The sequence below is a fragment of the Hominilimicola sp. genome, from assembly GCF_046972485.1.
Lineage (GTDB): Bacteria > Bacillota > Clostridia > UBA1381 > UBA1381 > Hominilimicola > Hominilimicola fabiformis.
Genome location: NZ_JBKVWU010000104.1, coordinates 1 through 7998, shown reverse-complemented (window position 1 = coordinate 7998; position 7998 = coordinate 1). Strand labels below are relative to the sequence as shown.

The window sequence follows — 7998 nt, the reverse complement described above, 5'->3', positions numbered from 1 at the left end:
TTTGTATACCGTATTGTTCGATATTGCATCTTGCATTGAGGGCAATCCCAACAATGACAAAGCGAATTTAATCAAGCCGTGTATTGATTATATAAAATCTAACTATATGCACGATATTTCAATATCGGCTTTGGCTGAAATGATTAAAGTAACTCCTACTTATCTCGGAATTATTTTTAAGAAAGTTTACAATATAACACCGCAAAAATTTCTTACCAATATACGTATAGAAAATTCCAAACAACTTTTAGTCAGCAACAAAAATATGTCACTTTCTGATGTTGCAATCAATTCCGGATTTAACAGTGAAAGTTATTTTTGCAACACATTCAAGAAATATATAGGCATTACACCTACGGAATACAGAAGTATTAACACATTCGGAGAAATATAAGCTATGAAAAAGAATTACGAAAAAATTTTACCGTCATACATATGTGATATACAGGAAATAAACAATCTTTCAAAGGTTATGTTTATGAACAACTTTCCGCACCATCAATTCATTTTGTGTACAAGCGGAACAGGTAAAATATGCACCGAAAACAACATTGAACAAACCGTAAGCAAAGGCGATATTGTATTTATAAATTCTTCAATTCTGTTTTCGCTCAGACAGCAAGAAAATTTTTCTATAAAGCGTATTGCGTTTAACGGTAATTTCGTTACAAATTATCTCCAATACTTTGATTTTAACCAATCCGTTGTTTTTGTTCCGAAAAGCGACGAAGTTTTTAACACATTTAATATTGCGTATGACGGCTATATGCACGATAAAGACGATATACAAAATTCTGTTAATATGTACAATCTTATCGGTGTATGCGGTGAAAGTTATGTTTCATCAAAACCCACTCTTTTGACACCCGAAGATTTTATTGCCGAGAATGGTTTTGATTTTATAAAACAAAACATATCTTCAATAAATATAGACTTTACGCCATATCTGAAATTACACAAAATTTCAATAACGGAGCTTAACAATATTTTTATAAACCGTTACGGCAAAAATATTAATGAGCTGATTTACTTTTACCGTATGGAATTTGCAAAGTACGCGGTTTTCAAGGTAGGAAATACTCATTACGAAAGGTATTATAATCAATGCGGTTTTAAATCTCCCCAAGAATTTTACAGTGAATTTAAAAAGTATGCGAATATGACCGTAGAGGAATACTTTAACCTCGTTTGGGCAAAATAATAGGCTGTCGGCAAAAAACCGACAGCCTATTATTTTATTTATTTTCAATTTTATACAACATCGTTGCCGCTTCAGCACGTTTCATATTATTATTCGGAAGTATCGTGTTATCCTCATAACCGCTCACAATACCTGTCGAATACAACTTGCTCACGCCTTCTTCCGCCCACTGCGGTATATCGTTTTTATCCGCAAACGGAAGATTCGGCAAATCATCATTATTCGGAAGTATTCTTCCCAAAATCGTCATTGCCTCTGCACGCGTTATATTGTCATACGGTGCAAATGTGCTTGTTCCGTCATCATTGACGCGGCCTAAAATTATACCCTCTTTATACACAGCTTTTACAGCCGAAACTGCCCACTGCGGTATTATATCATTGTCCGTAAAATCAAGCTTTACATCATCATATTTTGAAAAATCAAGTTTTTTGTAATTTGCTATCATCGATGCAAATTCCGCTCTTGTCATATTGTTGTCAGGTTTAAAAATCATTTTTCCGTCTTCTTCAAAACCGCTGATAATCCCTGTTGCCGCCATATCGGCAATTATGTCCTTTGCCCAGTGATTTTCTGTATCGTAAAACGGATTAGGCGTACTCGGATAATCCGAAATATGCACCGGTATTTCTTTCGTTAAAGCCCCTGCCGTCACCTTTATTTTACCGTCTTTGTTGACCGTATCGGCAAGTGTGAAAATGCCGTCCTCTGTTATCGTACCTATATCACCCTCAACTTCCCATTTATACAATCTGTTCGTTGAAAGCAATTCGATTCCGTTTTTGTATGACGCCGCCGAAAGATTAAGCTGTAATTCTTCGTTTGCCTCTGTATAGATTTCGCTGATTTCTTTCCAGTCCGCTTGATTATATACCTTGATTTCTTCAGGTGTTTCATAAACGCCGTATGTCACGTCCGCCACGTCACCGTTATCGCCGTACATAACAACTTTAACATCACCTGTACCGTTAAGCGATACTGCTCCGTTTTCGTCTACCGTACTGTCCGTATCGGTTTCCGCACGATATTTTATATTATACGGTTCTTCCATTTTATAATTTGCGGTATCATATACGCTTTCTATATTAATATTCGCAGTCATTCCCGAAAGATAGTTATTATTAGTTCCGCCTGTAATATTGATTATCCACGGAATATTCGTTCTCTCGCGATTGTCCTTTAAGAAAATATAATTTGCAACACTTCTCAAATAACCGTCCGACGGTGAATTTACAACCATTGTATTGTCTTTTCCCGGAAACCACGCAGAAATGGTTGTCGAACCGCCGCCGTCAAGATTTAACGCGTCAACACACCCAAGCTCAACCATACGTTTCGCAAGTGTTTTAAGTTGAGCGCCATAGCTGTAACCCGACTGTCTGCCGTCAAGCGTATAGAAAATAATATTGCCGTCTGCTTTTATTCCGACAGCCGTTCTCGGTGCCGCACCGGCCTCAAAATCGGAATTTGCCACTCCGTTTGTTACAAGTCTGCCGCCGACACTGCTTATAGCATTTTCAGCTGTTTTCCAAGTACCGTCATCTCCGATCGCCTGATTTGCGACCGTTAAAGTCTGACCTGCATGAAGTCTGCTCAAAAAGTCATAATATTCACTTACACCGCTTGTATCCATAAGCAAAACAACCTTACCCTCAGGAATTTCTATCTCGCCGTTATATATGAACACATCATCAACAGTAAGCGACATTGTTTCGTCCACGTGCAGTCTGCCCTCGTTAGGTGTGCAAATAACAAAAATACATTCCGATTGAGTTTTTGTCGTTTTTCCGAATTTGTCCGTCAAAAGATAAACAGGATCAAATCCCGCCTGACACCACTTATTTATATACATAACGTCAATCGATTTTTCGCCGTCCGTCACTGTTGTCTGAATGTCAAGCCACTTTATAAAACCCGTTCCGTCACTTCTGAAACCGACCGCGTCCTGTCCGCCGTATTCCTTTGATATAATTTCGCCATCGGCTATTGTATAACCCATCGGAATACCTGTCTTGAATGAAAAATAATCGGCATTAATTCCGGCAAGCGGTCTTAAACCGTTCTCCTGCATATATTGCTCTGCCTGTTTAATATTTCTCGTTCCCCATATGCTCGCACCGTTCACAACAATCGGTACGGCGTCCTCATTAGGTGTATATTCAACATAATATTCATTTTGCTTACCGACGCTGTCCGAATTGAACTGTACATTATGAAAGTATGTAAATGCTCCCATATACGTACTCCAACCGCCGTTTTGCTCACCCAAAACATCTGCACTTGCAGTTATTCCCGTAAGCAACAAAAGCGTCATTGCAAAAAATAAAATTTTCTTCCTCACAAAACATTCCTCCATATAAAAAAACAATACATTTTATAGTATATCACAAAATCGGATTTATGTAAAACTTAAATAATGGAATATATGCAATTAAATATTATATAATTAAGGCTATCGACATCAAAAAATAAAGTAGACAAAACCATATCGGTTTTGTCTACAATCCAAATTTTGCTTAATTCTTATTCTATACCTACAACTTCATATCCTGCGTCAACAACGGCTTTTTTAAGCACATCGTCCGACACGTCTTTTGCAAGTGTTACAACAGCCTGACCGCCGTTATCAAGTGAAACTTCCGCACTTACTCCGTCTATTGCGTTTAGCACCTCTCCAACTCTGCCTGTACAGTGTGAACACATCATTCCGTTAATTTTAATTGTCTTTGTCATAGTTATATTCTCCTTTTCATTTTTTACAGTTTTAATATTATTGCATTTCGGTTTGAAAAATCTCAATCTCAACGCATTTGACACAACGAATACTGAACTGAAACTCATAGCAAGTGCTGCAATCATAGGATTTAATTTCAATCCTGCTATACCGTACAAAACGCCTGCCGCAATCGGTATTCCGAGTGCATTATAGAAAAATGCCCAGAACAGATTTTCTTTTATATTTTTGATTACCGAGTGGCTTAGCTCTATTGATGTAACAACGTCCTGCAAATTGCTTTTCATCAATACAATATCAGCCGATTCAATAGCTATATCCGTTCCCGCACCGATAGCAATACCAACGTCTGCACGAGTCAAAGCAGGTGCGTCATTAATTCCGTCACCGACCATTGCAACCTTATGACCGCTCTGCTGAAGTTTTCTTACTACTTCTTCCTTGTCTGACGGCAACACCTCCGCAACGGCACTGCTTAACGGCAGCTTGTTTTTAATTGCATTTGCCGTAACGGCATTGTCACCCGTAAGCATTATTACGTCAAGTCCCATATTACGCATATCTTCTATCGCTTGCCTGCTTGTTTCCTTTATGGTATCGGCAACTGCGATTATTCCGACAAACTTATTATCCACCGCAAAATACAATGATGTTTTTCCGTCATTCGCGAATATTTCATCTTCCGATACTTCAATATTGTTTTCACGCATCATCTTATAATTTCCGGCTAAAACTTTCTTTCCGTCAACATTGCCTTTTACACCTTGTCCGACAATCTGTTCAAAATCTGCAACATCACTAAATTCCAAGCCGTCTGCTTTTTCAACAATAGCCTTTGCAAGAGGGTGTTCCGACAAATATTCTATTGACGCTGCAATCTGTAAAAGTTCCTTATCGGAAATTCCGACAGGTGCTATATCCGTTACAGAAGGCTTACCCTCTGTTATCGTGCCTGTTTTATCAAGTACGACCGTATCAACCTGATGTGCTGTTTCAAGACTTTCGGCTGATTTTGTAAGTATTCCGTACTGCGCGCCCTTGCCTGTACCGACCATTATTGCAGTCGGCGTTGCCAATCCCAACGCACACGGGCAAGAAATTACAAGTACCGATATTCCCATTGAAAGTGCAAAACTAACACCTTTACCCAAAAGCAACCACACTATAATCGTAATCACTGCGATTGATATTACAACCGGTACAAATATACCGCTGACCTTATCGGCAAGCTTTGCAATCGGTGCTTTTGATGCCGAAGCTTCTTCCACAAGATGTATAATCTGTGACAATGCGGTATCTTCGCCGACTTTTTCAACCTTAAATTTAAAATATCCCGATTTATTTATAGTAGCTCCGATAACCTTATCACCGACATTTTTTTCAACCGCGATACTCTCGCCTGTAATAGCCGACTCATCTATCGCACCGTTACCCTCAACGATAACACCGTCCAGCGGAACTGATTGTCCTGCTTTTACAGCGACAATTTCACCGATTTGCACATCATCTACACCGACTGTAACTTCTTTTCCGTCACGAATTACAACTGCCGTTTTCGGCGATAAATCAATAAGTTTTTCTATCGCCTGTGATGTTTTCCCTTTTGCCCTCGATTCAAGAAATTTTCCGAGGGTTATGAGTGCAAGTATCATTGCCGCCGACTCAAAATACAAATTCATCATATATGAATGTGCAAATTCTTTGTCACCGTGTCCGAGTCCGTATCCTATGCAATATATTGCAATGATTCCATACGTGAATGCCGCGCCCGAACCTATCGCTATCAGCGAATCCATATTCGGTGCACCGTGAAACAACGTCTTAAAACCTGTTATATAGTATTTTCTGTTGACATACATTATCGGCAACATCAACAGCATTTGCGTAAGTGCAAATGTTATTCCGTTTTCTGCACCGTGAAACACGTTCAAAAACGGCCAACCCCACATATGTCCCATTGAAATGTACATTAGCGGCACAAGGCAAACAAGTGACACAATAAGTCTGAACTTCATATTTGAAATTTCATTGTCGATTTTGTTGTCTTTCTTTTCTTGTTTTTTTCCCGCAACAGACGCACCGTATCCCCCCGAAACAACTGCGTTTATAATATCGTCAACGCTTACAGCCGTTTCATCAAAATCAACGTGCATATTATTCTGCAACAAATTTACGTTTACAGATTTCACACCGTTAAGTTTTTTGACGCTTTTTTCAACGTGTGCGCTGCATGCACTGCACGTCATTCCCGTTACATTAAATTTTTCAGTCACATTATCACCGTCCCGAATATTTTGATTGAATTTATTTATTGTTTATGATATTATTATATCGTAAATTATTTATTTTTCAAGTATGCACTTTTTTGATAGATACTATCATTTATGATAGTATGGATTGGAGGTAATACATATGAACCACGATTATATATGCCCTGTTGAGGCAACACTTGAAATAGTGGGCGGAAAATACAAGCCACTTATATTATGGCACTTATCGGGTAAAACATTACGTTTTGGGCAATTACAAAAATTGCTTTCATCCGCAACGCCGAAAATGCTTACAAAACAGCTCCGCGAACTTGAAAATGACGGACTGATTGTGCGAAAAGTTTATCCCGTAGTTCCGCCGAAAGTGGAATATTCACTTACGCCGCTCGGAACAAGTTTTATTCCTATATTATCAAGCATTTGCGATTGGGGAAATAATTATTTAAAGGCAAACAACATTTGTCCTAATTGTTCTATGACAAAACAAAAATAACAAAAAGGAGCTGATTTCAGCTCCTTTTTGTGTCAGTTTAATTAAACCAATATATTAAAGAACGTCGTTCTTTATAAGGTCCTCATATGATTCACGCTTTACAACTACCTTAGCTTTACCGTCCGAAACAGCAACAACTGCCGCTCTCGGAATTCTGTTATAATTGCTTGCCATTGAATAGTTATAAGCACCTGTTGCAAGAACTGCCAAAGTATCTCCGACTTTGATTTCCGGCATCATCGCATCTTTAAGCAAAATATCTCCGGACTCACAGCACTTACCTGCTACTGTAACCTTTTCGGTACGTTCGGCATTTGCGTTGTTCGCAACAACCGCCTCGTACTCTGATTCGTAAAGTATATATCTTGGGTTATCACCCATACCGCCGTCTACCGACACATACTTTCTCACATTCTTAATATCCTTAATTCCGCCTACTGTATAAAGCGTAATACCTGCCGGTGCAATAATTGAACGGCCAGGCTCCATAAGAATGAACGGTAGTTTGACTCCTCTTTTTTCTGCAGTAGCCTTAACAACCTCTGAAACGTGCTGAATATATTCATCATACGGTACAGGATCGTCATTTTCGGTATACATAATACCGTATCCGCCACCAAGGTTAAGATTATCAATTTCAAGACCAAGCTTGTCCTTTAAGTCGCCTACAAAGTTCATCATTATTTCAGCCGCTTTACAGAACGGTTCAATATCAAAAATTTGTGAACCGATGTGGCAGTGAACACCGTTTACTTTTACGTTAGACATTTTACTTGCTTTTTCAATAATTTCAAATGCTTCGCCGTTTTCAAGTGCAACACCGAACTTTGAATCAATTTGACCTGTTTGAATAAAGCTGTGAGTATGAGCGTCAACACCGGGTTTGATTCTGAACATTATGTTCTGAACAACACCGTATTTCTTAGCAGTTTCGTTAAGTGCTTCAAGTTCATAAATATTATCAACTATGATATTACCAACTTTATTTTTAACTGCAAGCTCAATTTCATCAGCAGTTTTATTATTGCCGTGAAAATAGACTTTATCCATAGGAAAATCTGCCTTTATCGCCGTATAAAGCTCGCCGCCCGATACAACGTCAATACCCAAACCTTCTTCTTTAACAAGTCTGCAAGTGAAAAGTGAGCAGAAAGCCTTGTTTGCATAAAGGACAAGTCCGTTTCCTCCGTAATATTTATCCATCGCGTTTTTATAAACACGACAATTTTTTCTTATTAAATCCTCATCTAATACATATAGATGAGTTCCATACTCCTTTGCAAGTTAAACAGTATCATTT

At 38.5% G+C, this 7998-nt stretch carries 5 protein-coding genes and 1 pseudogene; 3 read left to right on the top strand and 3 right to left on the bottom strand.

Annotated elements, in window-relative coordinates; all coding sequences use genetic code 11:
• Nucleotides 1–394, top strand: a 394-nt coding sequence (locus ACLTU0_RS09450) for a helix-turn-helix transcriptional regulator (RefSeq protein ID WP_412322192.1), incomplete at its 5' end; no start/stop codon positions are given.
• Between the two features lie 3 nt (nt 395–397).
• Entirely contained in the window at nt 398–1201 is an 804-nt protein-coding gene (locus tag ACLTU0_RS09445) for an AraC family ligand binding domain-containing protein (protein WP_412293693.1), read from the top strand.
• A 34-nt stretch (nt 1202–1235) separates the two neighbouring features.
• Here ACLTU0_RS09445 and ACLTU0_RS09440 read toward each other — a convergent pair whose 3' ends face one another.
• Together ACLTU0_RS09440 and ACLTU0_RS09435 are read right to left on the bottom strand one after the other, a co-directional pair.
• Nucleotides 1236–3542 carry a phosphodiester glycosidase family protein gene (locus ACLTU0_RS09440; protein ID WP_412293695.1) on the bottom strand — a complete coding sequence of 769 codons (2307 nt, stop codon included), beginning with the start codon at nt 3540–3542 and terminating at the stop codon, nt 1236–1238.
• Nucleotides 3543–3724: 182 nt separating this feature from the next.
• The gene (locus tag ACLTU0_RS09435) at nt 3725–6208 is read right to left on the bottom strand and encodes a heavy metal translocating P-type ATPase (protein WP_412322191.1); all 2484 of its coding nucleotides are present in this window, start codon (nt 6206–6208) and stop codon (nt 3725–3727) included.
• 139 nt (nt 6209–6347) lie between these two features.
• On the opposite strand from ACLTU0_RS09435, the gene ACLTU0_RS09430 reads away from it, so the two are divergent.
• Nucleotides 6348–6698 carry a winged helix-turn-helix transcriptional regulator gene (locus tag ACLTU0_RS09430; RefSeq protein ID WP_147513615.1) on the top strand — a complete coding sequence of 117 codons (351 nt, stop codon included), beginning with the start codon at nt 6348–6350 and terminating at the stop codon, nt 6696–6698.
• A gap of 54 nt (nt 6699–6752) precedes the next feature.
• Here the strand turns inward: ACLTU0_RS09430 and lysA are convergent.
• A pseudogene (gene lysA, locus ACLTU0_RS09425) lies at nt 6753–7970 on the bottom strand (diaminopimelate decarboxylase); the annotation flags it as partial.
• Between the last annotated feature and the right edge of the window lie 28 nt (nt 7971–7998).

Bases quoted from the DNA above. Each gene is read 5' to 3' on its own strand.
- ACLTU0_RS09430 (WP_147513615.1), top strand. From the start codon at position 6,348: ATGAACCACGATTATATATGCCCTGTTGAGGCAACACTTGAAATAGTG.
- ACLTU0_RS09445 (WP_412293693.1), top strand. From the start codon at position 398: ATGAAAAAGAATTACGAAAAAATTTTACCGTCATACATATGTGATATA.